Below are 15593 nucleotides of genomic sequence, written 5' to 3'. Positions count from 1 at the left end.
TTTAAATACTATTCAGGACTTCCGCGATATGAAGCACTCTCACCGGTTGCCCCTTCCTTTGGATCCGTCCGCCGATATTCATCAAACATCCTGCATCCCCGCCTATTAAAAAATCAGCGCCGGTAGCTTCAATATTGCAGACCTTCTCCTCGACCATTTGCCCGGAAATGTCCCCCATCTTAACCGAAAAGGTCCCCCCGAACCCGCAGCAGTTTTGGGCATCTGGAAGTGGTGTCATTTCCAGCCCCCTGACATGGCTTAACAAAATGGCAGGTGCTTCCTTCACCTTAAGCAGCCGTGTCATATGGCATGAAGTATGATAAGTTGCCTTTCCCTTAAGGGTCGCCCCGACATCGGTCACTTTTAAGACATCCACGATGAATTGGGTCAATTCATATGTTTTAGCCGCTAATGATTCCGCCCTCTTTTCCCATTCGGCATCGCCTTTGAAAAGGACCGGATATTCTTTGAACATCGCTGCGCAGGAACCGGAAGGGGTTACGATGTATTCAGCATCCGCGAACGTTTTAATCATCTTTTTCATAGCTTCCTTCGATTCCTTCGTATACCCGCTATTATATGCGGGCTGTCCGCAGCATATCTGGGACTCCGGGAAATCGATCTCACAGCCTAATCTCTCGAGTAGCTCCACTGTCGCTTTGCCGACATTGGATTGAAACAAATCCACTAAACATGTTGCAAAGAGAGTAACTTTCAATTTGAACTCCTCCTTATTCAAATAGGTTAACAGGTCATCTGATGACTAGAAAATGGAAAAAGGAAATGGTTAAGAGAATATACCAATTTCCAAGATTTTTTAAATGAAGTAATCGTTTTCAAAATAATATATCAATTTAATCCTTTTTTGTATAGGGTATTTTTGAAATTTAAAGGAAGGTCAACTCTAATTTTGCTGATTTTTTTGGATGACCCGGTCCAGTGATTCCTCGACACTTTGAAGGTGAAACAGCATGGCACTGCGCGCTCCGTCTTCATCCTTTGCCACGATTGCATCATGAATCCGGACATGCTGCTGGTAAAGCTGCTTAAGTGTCATCTCTTCGGAATATAGCGCTATCCGGCGGATATCACCCATCTTTTCCGTCATTAATTCTGAAACGTGGTTCATCAATGTAATCAGCAGTTCATTTTGTGATGCATTTGCCACTGCAACATGGAAGGCGATATCTGCTTTATCACTGAGTTCTTCATCGTCGGATACCTTTTCCATATTAAAAAGACTTTCCTTGAGTTCGATAAGGTTTTCTTTCGTTCTCATCTTCGCTGCCACTTCTGCCGTACCGGACTCAAGTATTTTCCGGACTTCCAGTAAATGCTTGATATTGGCTTGATCCATCAAAAGGGCGGCAGACAAGGGATGGTTCATGATGGTGGGGTCGAAGGTTTTGACGAATGTTCCTTCACCTTGTTTTATTTCAATAAGACCCATTGAACTCAATGCACTTAATGCTTCGCGGATGGCCGGGCGCCCGACTTGGAAATTTTCCGCAAGCTGCTGAATGGAATCCAATTGTTCACCGGGTTTCAGGCTGCCTGACCGAATCATTTCATAAAGTTCATCGCTGACTTCTTCATAAATTTTTTTCGGCTTTATTTTTTTATATACCAAGTAGTAGCACCTCTATTTTCTATGAGTTTCTCTGGTTAATATTATATAACACAAATGATCTTTGACACTTCCAGAAGGTTAAAAAATCAACAAAAAATAAAAAAAATCTTGATTTTATATTTTTAATCATTTAATTTTAATGAGTACTCATCAAGTCATCTGATGACTTAGAATTTTCAGATATGTAAGGGGTTTCAATTAGCGGTTGATTTTAAAAAATTTATAGAAAATGGAGTCGAAATGAATGACATGGACACAAAACTTTACGCCGATCACCGATAATTTAGTTTTATCATCTCTTGCCGCACTCATTCCAATTCTTTACTTTTTTTGGGCACTTACCATCAAACGGATGAAAGGTTACATTGCAGGTATAACCACGTTGCTTGTAGCTCTTGCAGTGGCTGTATTGATATATGGAATGCCTGCAGGAAAAGCAGTGATGTCCGCTTCACAAGGAGCCGTATATGGGCTGCTCCCAATCGGGTGGATAATCATCACTTCCGTATTTTTGTACAAAATGACTGTTAAAAGCGGACAATTCAATATCATTCGTTCTTCGGTGCTTTCGCTTACGGAAGACCGCCGCCTCCAGGCATTATTGGTGGCATTTTCTTTCGGGGCCTTTTTAGAAGGTGCCGCGGGATTTGGGGCACCGGTTGCCATTTCAGCCGCGCTTTTGGTCGGTCTTGGATTTAACCCGCTATATGCAGCCGGGATTTGTTTGATCGCGAATACCGCTCCTGTAGCATTCGGGGCGGTTGGAATACCGATCATCGCCATGGAAGGCCCAACTGGCATAGCCGCCATGGAGATTTCAAAAATGGTCGGCCGCCAATTGCCATTCCTTTCGGCTTTCATTCCGCTATATCTCATATTAATAATGACTGGGTGGAAAAGGTCACTTGAAGTCTTGCCGGCAATATTGGTTTCCGGATTTTCCTTTGCCATCACACAGTACTTAAGTTCAAATTTTCTTGGGCCAGAATTACCGGACATCCTTTCCGCGTTAGTGTCACTATTTGCATTGGCAATTTTCCTTAAATTCTGGAAACCTAAAACGATCTTTCGCTTTGCATCCGAGGAAACGGCAGCAGCCGTCGAACCTTTATATACGGAAGAAGCGGAAACAAAATACACGAAATGGCAGATATTCCATGCTTGGTCACCATTCCTTCTGTTAACGCTTTTCATAACAATATGGGGGATGAACCCAATAAAGCCGGCACTCTCAGGGCATTATGAAGGCAACAATGCGTTGCTTGGCGGAATCAATGAAATCGGGAAACTATTAACCTTCCAAATCGAAGTCCCAGGTCTGCATAATGCGATAATCGGAAGCGATGGATTGCCGATTGCGGCTTTCTATAAAATAGAACTGCTCGGAGCGGCCGGGACTGCGATTTTACTGGCTGCCATCGTAACGAAGTTCATCGCACACATGTCTGCAAAAGACGTTTATAGCACCTTTGTTGAAGCGATGAAAGAGTTGGCAAAACCAATCTTGATGATTTCTGCCGTGGTGGCTTTTGCCTATGTAACGAATTCTTCAGGCATGTCGACAACATTAGGGATGACCCTTGCAAAATCGGGTGATTTATTTCCGTTCTTCGCACCGGTTCTCGGCTGGCTGGGTGTGTTCATTACCGGCTCGGATACATCAGCCAACCTCTTATTTGGCAGTCTGCAAAAAGTGACCGCACTTAAAGTGGGGATGGAGCCGGTCTTGGCACTTGGGGCGAACTCTTCCGGAGGGGTCACCGGAAAGATGATTTCCCCCCAATCGATAGCGATTGCATGTGCTGCCGTTGGATTGGCGGGCAGGGAATCGGAATTATTGAGATTCACGCTCAAACATAGTTTATTTTTATTGCTGCTTGTTTGTGTGATTACCTTCTTGCAAAATGGCGTCCTTTCCTGGATGATTCCATAAGTAGAATGAGGCTCCCTTTTCATAGGGGAGCCTCGAAATATTTTCGAGGCCAATCAAAAAAGGAGGACATATCATGCAATTGACAGCTGTGGCAGGAAAATTGGTTCATGAGGTTCGGAAACTGATTGATGAGGAAATCATCATTATTGATCATGCTGGCACGATTATCGCCAGCACCGATAACAGCCGTATTGGAGCTTATCATGAAGGAGCTATCCACGCTTTCAAAAATCGTGAGAAATTGATCATCAATAAACAGGATGAACGAAGTTGGAAAGGAGTGAAGGCAGGTATAAATCTACCTATTTTCTTCAACCAGGAAGCAGTTTGTGTCATTGGAATTACAGGCGACCCCAAACATGTTTCCCCCTATGCGGAACTTTTAAAAAAGATGACGGAGATGTTCATTCAGGAAAGCTATCATATCGAACAAGCAGAATCCCAATCACGTCTGATGGAATTCTTTGTATTTGAATGGCATCAGCTGGAGACGTTCAATGAGCTTTTCCTTCAGAAGGCCAAGTTGCTTGGGGTAGATGTTCATGCAGACCGGATCATCACCCTTGGTGAATTTAAGACTGAGGAAATCATTGAACCTCATGTGTGGAGAACGCTTCAGATATACATAAGACAGCAGCATCCCAATGACATCGCAGTCCGATGGGGGAGGAACCAATTCGTCATTCTTTCTATAGCCGATTTCATCGGTACAAAAATCCAGCAATTAAAGAAATTAAGTAAACTCCAAAAAAAGCTGGAAGAGAGTTCGGGTTATAAAGTGTGTGCAGGAGTTAGTTCGCGTGCATCGGGATCCGCTTTCAGGTCAGCGTTTTTTAAAGCGGAACGTTCTTTGAAAATCGCGCTTCCTTCATCGGGGATCATATTAGACGAGGACTTGAAGCTTGAGGTCCTGCTTGATGAAGTTACCGCTGAAACAAGACAGGAATATTTATCCCGGACGATTCAGGAGTTGCTTCCTAATGAGGAGCTGCTTAAAACCCTTTCCATGTATTTTGCATGTGATCTATCCTTAAAGGAGACCGCTAGAGCCCTGCATATCCATATCAATACCCTCCATTACAGGCTCAAGCGCATAGAAGATTTGACCCGCCTGAATCCCAGGAAGCTAGACGATTTAGTCACTATGTATCTAGCATTAAGTATATTGGATAAACATACAAATTAATTCTATGGAAAGCTCTAAATTCTATATGTTCATACATAGATGATTGAGTGTTTTCTTTCTTATACTTACATCATATAAAAAATCTCGAATTTCCTATGTTTATATGAGGAGGATGTACATGTTAACAAAACAGGTTAAGCAGCTACTTCTTACCATCGTCGGTCAGGAGAATTTCGATGACTCGAAAGTGGAATGTCTAGTCTATTCATATGATGCAACGCCAGGGTTTCAAGCGATGCCTGATGCTGTCATTAAACCGGGCTGCACAGCTGAAATCGCAGCCATCGTCAAAGTTTGCAATGAATACCGTGTTCCGATCGTTCCACGCGGGTCTGGGACGAATTTAAGCGGAGGCACTTGCCCGACAGAGGGGGGGCTTGTCCTTTTATTCAATCGAATGAATTCATTACTTGAAATAGATGAGGAGAACTTGACGGCGACCGTACAGCCTGGGCTTATCACATTGGACTTGATTTCAGCAGTTGAAGAAAAGGGATTGTTTTATCCGCCGGATCCCAGTTCGATGAAAATCTCCACTATTGGCGGAAACATTAATGAGAACTCTGGTGGACTGCGAGGATTAAAGTACGGAGTCACCCGTGATTATGTCATCGGGCTAGAAGTGGTCCTTCCGAATGGGGACATCATTCGAACAGGGGGCAAGCTTGCCAAAGATGTAGCCGGATATGATTTAACGAAACTTTTCGTCGGGTCAGAAGGGACCTTGGGCATCGTTACGGAAGCGATCTTAAAGCTGATCCCAATGCCGGAAACGACAAAGACGATGCTTGCCTTATATCAAGATCTGGATGCTGCAGCCCAGTCAGTGGCCAAGATCATTTCAAATAAAATCATTCCAGTTACATTGGAATTTCTGGATCGGCCGACGTTGATCGTGGTTGAGGACTTCGCGAAAATCGGTTTGCCCACCAATGTGGAAGCCGTCCTGCTGATTGAACAAGATGGTCCGCCTGAAGTGGTGGAACGTGATATGAAAAGGATGGCCGATATTTGTCTACAGGAAAAGGCGGTTTCAGTGGAAATTGCCGAAACGGAGTCTGACGCTGCCGCCTTGAAAACCGCAAGACGGACAGCCCTCTCTGCACTGGCACGCCTCAAGCCGACGACCATTTTGGAGGATGCCACCGTTCCACGGTCGGAAATTGCCAAGATGGTTAAGGCGATTAATGAGATCGCTGTCAAGCATAACGTGGACATTTGCACTTTCGGCCATGCTGGGGATGGGAACCTGCATCCAACGTGCATTACCGACGCTCGTGATCATGAGGAAATGGAGAGAGTGGAGCTCGCTTTTGCCGACATTTTTGCCGCGGCTATCGACCTTGGCGGGACGATTACCGGTGAACATGGTGTAGGGGCGATGAAGGCCCCTTATCTTGAATGGAAGCTGAAGAAAGAAGGGATTGATGCCATGAGAGCGATTAAACAAGCTTTCGATCCCAATAACATCATGAATCCCGGCAAAGTATTTGCCAAGGAAACCAGGAAAAGGGTGGTGATTTCTTCATGACGACAGTTCAGGAAAGGGAAACCATCGCCATGCAATTCGCTGAAAAAATGAATGAAGATGAATTGTTGAATTGTATGCGCTGCGGCTTTTGCTTACCCCACTGCCCGACATATATGGAATCGGGGCTGAAGGAATCCCATTCGCCAAGGGGCCGGATTGCACTTATGAAAGCGGTGGCGGATGGTGTGATTGAGCCCGATGAGGATGTAGAACGTTCATTGAGTCTTTGCCTCGGCTGCAGGGCTTGTGAACCTGTGTGTCCTTCAGGTGTGAAATATGGACATCTTCTTGAAGAAGCAAGGGATATCATCCATCAGAATAAAAAGCATAGTTACCCTGTAAAAACGATCCGCAAGGCCGTTTTTAGTGGGTTATTCCCGCACCAGGAGCGAATGCAGGCCATGACGAGCCTGCTTGGCTTCTATCAGAGATCAGGTCTGCAATACATGGCCCGAAAAACGGGAGTCCTCAACATGCTTCCGAATAATTTGGCAACCATGGAAAAGGTGCTGCCGAAAGTCCCGAAAAAATCAGAAATGAAAAATAGGCCAACCGGGCTGCCTGCAATCGGAACCCCGCTCAAAAAGGTGGCTTTCTTTTCCGGCTGCTTGATGGATACGATGTTTTTGGAAACGAACAAGGCCACACTAAAACTTCTTCAGCTGGCAGGATGTGAAATCGTGATTCCGAAATCCCAGGCATGTTGCGGGGCGCTGCATGGGCACAGTGGTGAAAAAGCAGGTGCAAAGCAACTGGCCAAGCGTAATATAGAAGCTTTTGAAGCGGAGGAAGTTGATTATATCATTACGAATGCCGGCGGCTGTGGAGCTTTTCTCATAGATTATGACCATTTGCTCCAAGCTGAACCGGAATGGCATGACCGTGCAGTTACATTTAAAAATAAGTTGAAAGATATCAGCGAGATACTTGTTGATTTGCGTTTCCAGGAAAAGGTTCGGTTAAAACTGCCGGCTCAATCGGTAACTTTTCAGGATTCCTGTCATTTACGGAATGTGATGAACACCTCCTTGGCTCCGCGAATTCTCCTTCAATCGATAGAAGGAATCGACTTCAGGGAAATGAAGGATGCGGATCGGTGCTGTGGCTCCGCAGGGATTTATAATATTGTTGAATCAGAGATGTCCATGAATATCCTCGACTCCAAAATGGAACACACGAAATCGACTCAGGCCGATATTGTTGTCACGGCAAACCCTGGCTGTCTATTACAAATGCAATTGGGGATCGAGAGGGAAAACTTGGGGGAATGTACGAAAGCGGTGCATATAGCGGACCTGCTAATAAAGGCTGTGGCATTATAATAGAAGAAAAAAAATGAAATAGCATTATTTAGTTAAACATTACATTTTTAAATGGGGAAACCCTTGAAAAGTCTGGATTTCAATTGAAAAAGCGTTCTGTGCCGAGAACAATTTGTAAATGATATAACATAAATGAAATATTCATTCCTCGTTTACTTAGGTTCATAGCGGGTAGAGTTTATACATAGCATCCACTAAACGAAACAACAAAACCTAAGGAGGAATGTAAAATGAATAAAACAGTATATGGAGTATATGAATCAAATGCAGAAGTGATCCAGGCAATTAATGCACTTAAAGCAAAGGGCTTTGAAGGGGACGATATAACGGTCGTCGCAGACAAGGAAGAAACATTGGATTTCACGAACACTCAACGTGAAACGGATGTTCATACAATGACGAATGTTCCTAACGACGAATCATTTATGGACAAGGTGGCACGTTTCTTCATGCCGGATGATACGGCAGACCTTTCAACAAGATTGGCGAATGCAGGCCTTTCGAATAGTGAAGCGGCTGAACATGTCTTTGATGTAGAAAATGGAAAAGTCCTGGTTCTGGTAGAAGAAGGTGAAGGCCATCTTGGAACGGCAAGAGATAAATTCACGACCGGAAATATGGATACTGCCGCTACACGGCTTGATACAAATTCCACCAACCAACTATATAATGGCACTGAAAAAACCGATGCATTAAATAATGAAGATGTTTATGGAGTCAACGGACAAGGCCGTGAATTGCCAGAGGATGAAAGGACGCTTACACTTCGGGAAGAACAGCTGAACATTGACAAAGAAAGAGTTCAGACAGGAGAAGTCGTCATTAACAAAGAAGTCAATGAACAGCATAAAACGATTAATGTCCCTGTTGAACACGAAGAAGTGACAGTCGAGCATAGATCAGTTTCAGGACGTGAAGCGAACCTGGAAACCGGAAGCATTGAAGATGGGAAAACATTACGGATCCCCGTAGTTGAAGAAAAATTGGAAGTTTCGAAAAAGCCGGTCGTCACAGATGAAATTGTCATCAAGAAACATGCTGTACAAGAAACGGAACAAGTTCAGGATACTCTTAAAAAGGAAGATATCCAGCTTGATAGTACAGATGAATCGATCGTAAATGAGAAAAAGGCAACTGAACGTAGAACCGACCGCTTCTAAAGGTGAAGAAAGAAGCCTGCAGTTTTTAAAACTGCAGGCTTCTTTTGGGTCTAAAAGACTGATTAAAGGTACGAGCCTAGGGAAGGCAAACCTTTTTGTTTAATTGGCACCCATCAGGGTATAAATACACATAAGAAGAAATATCGGAATAATTGGAGGAGGAAGATGCATGGGAAAAACATTATATGGTGTTTTTAATACGGAAAGAGAAATAATCCAGGCTATTCAATCCCTCAAGGAAAAGGGGGTCCATGAAGGAGAAATAACGGTAATGGCTGATAAGAAAGAAGAATTGGATTTCGTCAATCAAAAGCGTGATCCGGATGTCGACGTCGTTACTAACTCTAACGAGGATTCCTTCATTGATAAGATGAAACACTTTTTCCTGAATGAGGGTTCTGAAGATATAAGGAACCGACTAGGTGAGTTAGGGCTTGCCGATAGTGAAGCCACCGCTTATATAAATGAAGTGGAGGCTGGAAAATTCCTGATTCTGTTAGATGAATCGGAAACCGTAACAGCACGGGAGAGCATAACTTCCAATCGCATGGAGGAAACGGACGAACCTGCAGAGAATCCGCTTAAAACAGGGGTGGTGAACAATCCGGACCCGAACCTTTTTCCTGAAACAACAGCAAATGCCTATCAAACAGGGGAAGTGGAGGCACAGCCAGGAAGAAGCGAAGAACTCCATGGGAATTCTGCGAACATCTTTGGAAATGAAGAGCTGGATACAAAGCGGGCTCAAGAAAGGGAAATCTGGGGGAACTCCACAGAAAAATTCAAGAAGAAAAAACCAGGGAATTATGAAGGAACACTAGCAAGCGACCCTCATGCAGACCCGTTTTCTGCTGATACTGATAAAGCCCTTGATGCTCAAGGATCACTGGATCGGACCGTGAGCCCGAATGCCAGCGGGCAGCAAGAGGAAGGCTTGCAGGATGAAAACATCAAAAATCGAATCAATACCGACAATCTGTAATACGCAAAATAACTGCCTGCACAAGGCTGTTCAGACTGCAGACAAACTAGATGAAAATCGAGTTTGTCTGCAGTTTCTTTATGGCTTGTAAAATTGGGACGTTGATTTCCATTCCAGGCATTCGCTTTACGCGGGGTCTCCCTTGATAGAAATCATACATGGTGATGAGTTGAAGATATTGCTTTGGTTCAGTTGGTTTGTTTGATGAAGGATATATTTTTCGACCCCTTTTTATCTGCAAACTGAACCAGGCGGTTTTTTTAAAAAAACCTTTAGGCAAAGGGTTCCCTTGTTCTTTAGTCAGGAATTCTCAATAGACTATTTGCTTGTTTATTGTTAAAGCTGCAAGGTATAATGACAAAGGTATTATTTTAAGTAGAGTAACAAGGAGGGGGAGAAACATGGAAAAAAACGTATATGGTGTTTTTGACTCTAATCCGGAACTACTTGCTGCAATTCAGGACTTAAAAGCTAAAGGCGTATCTGGCACCCAAATGACAGTAGCAGCTAATATAAAAAATAATGTGCAGCTTGGAAATGAACATACGGATATACTGATCATCGCCAATCAGGATAAGGAGGACACTCTTTTTTTAAGAATCTTCCACTACTTCACAGATGAAGGATCTGGAGATTTACGCAGCTTTTTCACGAAATACGGCTACTCTTATGATGAGACAAAAGCGATGCTTGAAGAAGTGAGCGCAAAAAAATTCATCTTGCTGCTTGATGAAGAAGTCTCCATCAAAGAACTGAAGGCTTGCGAAGCGAAATCAAAAAAATAACAGCCTTTGAAGGCTGTTATTTTTTTAATCCTGCTTCGAGGGCAGTGATCATTTCCTGTTTTTCCTGCTCAGATGAATTTTGCCAGATGACCTCGAATAAGACTCCCAATCCAGGTAGCATTTTTTCCTCGCCATTTTGTATGGCATCGACAATCGTGTCTTCCAACTGATCTTGCGAATTTCCAGATACATTTTGGATGATCGCATTACGTAAGTTTAAATTCATAATAATTCCTCCTCTAACACATAATTACTGACATTAATAGCATTTCACAAACTCACATGCAATATGTATGTGAATTGCGTTATAATAGGAAAATCAGTGTGAAGTTAAAGGAGCGTTTACCCTTGAAATATATTGAATCCGTAAAAAACCCGCAAGTTAAGCAATGGAAAAAACTTTTGACGAAAAAAGAACGAGATAAAACAGGTAAATATTTAGTCGAGGGTTTTCACCTAGTTGAAGAGGCCTTAAAAGAAGAAATCGTCTTGGAAGTGATCATCAATGAAGAAACTGAAATGCCTGCACATTTTAAGGTGGAAGGCACAGAACTCATTTATGTGAAAAATGATATTATGAAGGCGATTTGTGATACCGAAGCCCCGCAGGGAATTGCTGCTGTTTGTGAACAGAAATCAACGAGCATGGCGTCCATCAATCCGGATAAACTTTTGTTGATCGATGCTGTACAAGATCCGGGGAATATTGGAACGATGATCAGGACAGCGGATGCAGCTGGAATCGATGCAGTCATACTTGGCGAAGGGTGTGCTGACTTGTATAATCCCAAAGTGGTCCGTTCGACGCAAGGGAGCCTCTTTCATATGCCTGTCATTAAAGGAAACCTTTTCGAAATCATCGATGAGCTGAAGGAAAGCGGCACACCGGTATATGGCACGGCATTAGAAGGCGCATCGCCATTTGAAGAAGTGGAAAAGTCTTCCCGGTTTGCCCTGTTGGTCGGTAATGAAGGCCAAGGAGTATCGAAGGAATTACTGGAGAAAACGACTAAAAACCTTTATATTCCCATCTACGGAAAAAGCGAATCATTGAATGTGGGGATCGCTGCCGGGATTTTAATGTACTATTTACGAAAATCGATTTGAAACGGCCGAAGAATTATAATATAATAAAACAGAATTTTATAATGAAAACAACGATGACAAAGAGTAGTAGCTTAAGTTAACCATATCCAGGGAAAAAATGCCTTGACTGAAAGCATTTTTATGGCACTGCTTAAGGGAATTCACCTTTCGAGTTGGCATTGGGAAGACATGATGTCCGAAAAATGTTCCGGTGAAGAGCCGTTATTTTTAATGAAGTGAGTGCAGAAGTTTTTTTGTTCGTGCACTAATAAGGGTGGTACCGCGATACATAAACCTCGTCCCTTTAGGGATTGGGGTTTTTTTGTGTTCATTTTTACAAAAGGAAAATAAAGGAGGAAGACATGATGCAGGAACGTTTACTAGAACTGCAGGAAGATGCGTTGCAAAAAGTTGCCGCCGCTTCCGAATTAAAAGAACTGAATGAAGTCCGAGTTGCTTATTTAGGGAAAAAAGGGCCAATCACTGAGGTATTACGCGGCATGGGTAAATTATCTGCCGAAGAACGCCCGAAAATCGGGGCACTGGCCAATGATGTAAGGGAAGCGATCGCAACAAAGATCGAGGAGAAACAAAAAGCACTTGAAACTGCGGCAGTCAATGCAAAGCTAGCAACTGAAACGATTGACGTCACACTTCCTGGACGTCCGGTTAACAAGGGGAATCTACACCCATTAACACGTGTCGTGGAAGAAATCGAAGACTTATTCATCGGTATGGGTTATACCGTTGCGGAAGGTCCTGAAGTCGAAAGCGACTACTACAACTTCGAGGCACTTAACTTGCCAAAAAGCCATCCGGCACGTGATATGCAGGATTCCTTCTACATAACGGATGAAATCCTGATGCGTACACACACTTCACCTGTTCAAGCCAGAACGATGGAAAAACATAAAGGGCAAGGTCCTGTTAAAATCATTTGCCCAGGAAAAGTATATCGCCGTGATAACGATGATGCTACACACTCCCATCAATTCCAGCAAATTGAGGGCTTGGTCATTGATGAGAACATCAGCATGAGCGACCTGAAAGGAACGCTGGACGTATTTGCGAAAAAAGTATTCGGGCAAGACCGAGAAATCCGTCTTCGTCCAAGTTTCTTCCCATTTACGGAGCCTTCCGTCGAAGTGGATATTTCTTGTAAAATCTGTGGTGGTAAAGGCTGCAGCGTATGTAAACAAACAGGCTGGATCGAAGTGCTTGGCGGCGGGATCGTTCATCCGAACGTCCTTGAAATGGCTGGCTTCGATTCCAAGAAATACTCTGGATTCGCATTTGGAATCGGCGTGGAACGGATTGCCATGTTGAAGTACGGTGTGGATGATATCCGTCATTTCTATACGAATGATGTTCGATTCTTAAAACAATTCAACCATCACGAAGCATAAATTTTTATTTTAAAAAGGAGGACCTACCATGTTTGTGTCATATAAATGGTTACAAGATTATGTTGACCTTTCAGGCATCAATGCGACGGAGCTAGCTGACAAAATCACGAAAAGCGGCATTGAGGTTGAAGGGGTGGAAAAGAAAAGTGAAGGGCTAAAAGGGGTCGTCATCGGGCATGTCATTGAACGTGAACAGCATCCAAATGCGGATAAATTGAATAAATGCCAAGTTGATATCGGGGCCGAAAATCCCGTTCAGATCATCTGTGGAGCACCGAATGTCGATAAAGGCCAAAAGGTCGCAGTCGCTACTGTTGGCGCAGTCCTTCCAGGTAATTTCAAAATCAAGAAAGCGAAACTTCGTGGAGAGGAATCGCACGGGATGATTTGCTCGCTTCAGGAATTGGGCTTCGAATCCAAGCTCGTTTCCAAGGATTATGCTACAGGTATCTTCGTCTTCCCTAATGATGTGGAAGTAGGGAAAGATGCATTGGAGGAACTTGGTCTAAGTGATGAAGTGCTGGAACTTGGGCTGACTCCAAACCGTTCCGACGCATTGAGCATGCTTGGTGTTGCATACGAAGTGGCAGCCATTCTAGGACGGGAAGTGAAATGGCCGGTTGTCGAGAAAGAAGAGGCAGCTGAAAAAGCAACTGATTATATCAGTGTCAAAGTTGAAGCGAAAGAAGATAACCCGATATACATTGCTAAAATCATCAAGGATGTCAAGATCGGACCCTCACCGCTTTGGATGCAGACTAGGTTGATGTCTGCAGGTATCCGACCTCATAATAATGTGGTGGATATCACGAACTACATTTTACTTGAATACGGCCAACCGCTCCATGCCTTTGATTATGACCGCTTTGGTTCAAAGGAAATCGTCATCCGCAGAGCGAAGGATGCTGAAAAAATCATAACATTGGATGAAGCGGAACGCACTTTGACACCTGACCATTTAGTGATCACAAATGGCAGCGAGCCAGTAGCGATAGCTGGTGTGATGGGCGGAGCGGATTCCGAAGTGAAAAATGATACGACGAACATCATTATTGAAAGTGCATATTTTGCAGGTACAGTAGTTCGTAAAGCTTCAAAGGACCATGGATTACGCAGTGAAGCTAGTGCCCGCTTTGAAAAAGGTGTCGACCCGGCCCGTGTACGTGAAGCTGGAGAACGTGCTGCACAATTGATTGCACAATATGCAGGCGGAACAGTCTTACAAGGAGCAGCAGAAGTTGATGAATTGACAATGGAACCTGCGGTCATTAGCATCACTCTTGAAAAAATCAACACACTTCTTGGAACAAGCATGACTGTATCGGTTGTGGAATCGATCTTCAAACGTCTGCAATTTGGCGTTGAACTTGACAATGAAACATTCACAATCACAGTCCCGACGCGCCGTGGTGATATTACGATTGAAGCTGATTTAGTCGAAGAGGCTGCACGTTTATTTGGATATGATAACATTCCCGCTACACTGCCGATTGGTGCTGCTACCCCAGGCCAATTGACTGACTATCAAATTAAACGGCGGAAGGCACGCCGTACACTTGAAGGCGCAGGCCTTTATCAAGCGGTGACCTATTCACTGACAAGCCAGGAAAAAGCGTCCCAATTCGCATTGGAAGCAAGAGAATCCATTCGATTAGCAATGCCAATGAGTGAAGAAAGAAGCCAGCTGCGTTTAAGCATCGTGCCTCAATTGCTGGAAGTCGTGAAATATAACAATGCCCGCCAAATTGATTCACTGGCACTGTATGAAATTGGTTCGGTATTCTTTAAGCGTGATGAACAAGAACTGCCTGAAGAAAAAGAACATATTGCTGGAGCAATCACCGGCCTATGGGAGTCACATCTATGGCAAGGCGAAAAGAAACCAGTGGATTTCTTTGTAGCCAAAGGCGTGATCGAAGCATTATTCGACACACTTGGATTAGCTGATCAAATCAATTATCGCCAAGCTGAAATCAACGACATGCATCCAGGACGGACAGCGGAAGTACTATTGAATGGTGAAGTGATTGGCTTTATCGGCCAAGTGCACCCAACTGTCCAAAAAGACTTGGATATTAAAGAAACATACATTTTCGAACTTTCCTTAAAAGCATTGGCCGAAGCCGAAGTCGCGCCGATTGCGTACCAAACCATTCCGCGCTATCCATCAACCACACGCGATATCGCTCTAGTTGTGGATCAAGCTACGAAAGCCGGGGACATTCAGGATATTATTGAAGAAGCCGGTGGCAAACTGCTGAAAGAAGTAAGCATCTTCGACTTATACGAAGGTGAAAGAATGGAGGAAGGCAAGAAATCCATTGCCTACTCACTGAAATACTTCGACCCGGAACGTACTCTAACGGACGAGGACATTACAAAAGCACATGAAAAAGTGCTTGAAGCCGTTAAAGAAAAAGCTGGCGCAGAACTAAGAGGATAAAACCAAAAAACAGCTCCCTGACACATGGGGAGCTGTCTTTTTTTTGATTTTACGAGTGAAAGGTGCAAACTCACGAGTAAATCGTAAATTTACAAGTAAACAGCGTGAATTCACGAGTAAACGGCGTAA

General features: G+C 43.7%; 13 protein-coding genes and 1 other annotated feature. Of the genes, 10 read left to right on the top strand and 3 right to left on the bottom strand.

The genetic code is table 11. The features are described 5' to 3' along the window. Position 1: 1 nt before the first annotated feature. A complete protein-coding gene (locus tag FNK51_RS15210; RefSeq protein ID WP_141993887.1) occupies positions 2-718 on the bottom strand; it encodes a (Fe-S)-binding protein in 717 nt (238 codons plus the stop codon). Positions 719-904: 186 nt separating this feature from the next. Beyond that, entirely contained in the window at positions 905-1630 is a 726-nt protein-coding gene (locus tag FNK51_RS15205) for a FadR/GntR family transcriptional regulator (RefSeq protein WP_141993886.1), read from the bottom strand. A 244-nt stretch (positions 1631-1874) separates the two neighbouring features. Between FNK51_RS15205 and FNK51_RS15200 the strand changes: the two genes are divergently transcribed. The 7 genes from FNK51_RS15200 (at position 1875) to FNK51_RS15170 (ending at position 10529) form a co-directional block, all read left to right on the top strand. Then, entirely contained in the window at positions 1875-3563 is a 1689-nt protein-coding gene (locus FNK51_RS15200; RefSeq protein WP_141993885.1) for an L-lactate permease, read from the top strand. A 73-nt stretch (positions 3564-3636) separates the two neighbouring features. Continuing rightward, positions 3637-4749 (top strand): PucR family transcriptional regulator, encoded by a 1113-nt coding sequence (locus FNK51_RS15195; protein WP_141993884.1) that lies wholly within the window; start codon positions 3637-3639, stop codon positions 4747-4749. Positions 4750-4867: 118 nt separating this feature from the next. Continuing rightward, positions 4868-6280, top strand: coding sequence for a glycolate oxidase subunit GlcD (gene glcD, locus FNK51_RS15190; RefSeq protein ID WP_141993883.1), 1413 nt, complete (start codon positions 4868-4870; stop codon positions 6278-6280). After that, positions 6277-7602, top strand: coding sequence for a (Fe-S)-binding protein (locus tag FNK51_RS15185; RefSeq protein ID WP_141993882.1), 1326 nt, complete (start codon positions 6277-6279; stop codon positions 7600-7602). The genes glcD and FNK51_RS15185 overlap by 4 nt, the downstream gene beginning before the upstream one ends. 230 nt (positions 7603-7832) lie before the next feature. Continuing rightward, the gene (locus FNK51_RS15180; protein ID WP_141993881.1) at positions 7833-8762 is read left to right on the top strand and encodes a YsnF/AvaK domain-containing protein; all 930 of its coding nucleotides are present in this window, start codon (positions 7833-7835) and stop codon (positions 8760-8762) included. Positions 8763-8931: 169 nt separating this feature from the next. Next, on the top strand, positions 8932-9744 hold the full coding sequence (locus FNK51_RS15175) for a YflT domain-containing protein (protein ID WP_141993880.1): 813 nt from the start codon (positions 8932-8934) through the stop codon (positions 9742-9744). Between the two features lie 401 nt (positions 9745-10145). Next, positions 10146-10529 (top strand): general stress protein, encoded by a 384-nt coding sequence (locus tag FNK51_RS15170; protein WP_141993879.1) that lies wholly within the window; start codon positions 10146-10148, stop codon positions 10527-10529. 16 nt (positions 10530-10545) lie between these two features. Here FNK51_RS15170 and sspI read toward each other — a convergent pair whose 3' ends face one another. Further along, positions 10546-10755, bottom strand: a complete 210-nt coding sequence (sspI, locus tag FNK51_RS15165; RefSeq protein ID WP_061464325.1) for a small acid-soluble spore protein SspI — start codon at positions 10753-10755, stop codon at positions 10546-10548. A gap of 122 nt (positions 10756-10877) precedes the next feature. Here sspI and FNK51_RS15160 point away from each other — a divergent pair, with 122 nt between their 5' ends. From FNK51_RS15160 to pheT, 3 genes are all read left to right on the top strand, one after another. Next, positions 10878-11636 carry a TrmH family RNA methyltransferase gene (locus FNK51_RS15160; RefSeq protein WP_098370017.1) on the top strand — a complete coding sequence of 253 codons (759 nt, stop codon included), beginning with the start codon at positions 10878-10880 and terminating at the stop codon, positions 11634-11636. A gap of 44 nt (positions 11637-11680) precedes the next feature. Beyond that, positions 11681-11922: a binding site (T-box leader), on the top strand. Positions 11923-11980: 58 nt separating this feature from the next. Then, positions 11981-13021, top strand: coding sequence for a phenylalanine--tRNA ligase subunit alpha (pheS, locus tag FNK51_RS15155; RefSeq protein ID WP_141993878.1), 1041 nt, complete (start codon positions 11981-11983; stop codon positions 13019-13021). A 28-nt stretch (positions 13022-13049) separates the two neighbouring features. Next, the gene (gene pheT / locus FNK51_RS15150; protein WP_141993877.1) at positions 13050-15464 is read left to right on the top strand and encodes a phenylalanine--tRNA ligase subunit beta; all 2415 of its coding nucleotides are present in this window, start codon (positions 13050-13052) and stop codon (positions 15462-15464) included. The last annotated feature ends 129 nt before the right edge of the window (positions 15465-15593 follow it).

Source organism: Bacillus sp. B4EP4a, assembly GCF_006680105.1.
GTDB lineage: Bacteria > Bacillota > Bacilli > Bacillales > DSM-1321 > Peribacillus > Peribacillus simplex_E.
Note: the sequence above shows the minus strand (reverse complement) of the source record. Positions and strands in the feature narration are given on the sequence as shown.